We start from the raw sequence: 383 nt of genomic DNA, 5'->3' as shown, positions 1-383 counted from the left end.
CGATGGATCATGTCGAGCCCGCAGCCGCCGAGCGCCTCCGCCGCAAGGACCGCCGCAATGGGCGGCTCCGAATCCATCACTGCCGTGGTGTCGCGCAATAGGCTTTCGAAGTAGGGCTCGCCGAATGGCTGGCCGGTCAACTCGGCAATGCGGTGGTCGTGCGGCATCACATAGTCGCGCCATTGGGGCGTGACCGTACGGCGATTCGGGCCGGCAAGCATGCCGCCGCCGTGGAAGGCAATCGTGAGGCCCGGCACCGTGCGCGCGGCCTCCACCAGCGGTGCGGCACCGTAGCACCAGCCGCACAGCGGGTCGTAGATGTAATGCAATGTCGTCATGTTGTTTCCTCGGTGGCAGACCAGCTTACTGCGGCCACTTCATTT

The 383-nt window shown here is 65.3% G+C and carries 1 pseudogene; it reads right to left on the bottom strand.

What is annotated here, in order from left to right:
• Nucleotides 1-338: pseudogene (locus G9373_RS45765) on the bottom strand (hypothetical protein); the annotation flags it as partial.
• Nucleotides 339-383 lie beyond the last annotated feature (45 nt).

The organism is Rhodococcus sp. A14 (genome assembly GCF_011603105.1).
GTDB classification, from domain to species: Bacteria; Actinomycetota; Actinomycetes; order Mycobacteriales; family Mycobacteriaceae; genus Rhodococcus_F; species Rhodococcus_F opacus.
The sequence above is the reverse complement of the archived record's forward strand: the minus strand, read 5'-3'. Positions and strand labels throughout refer to the sequence as shown.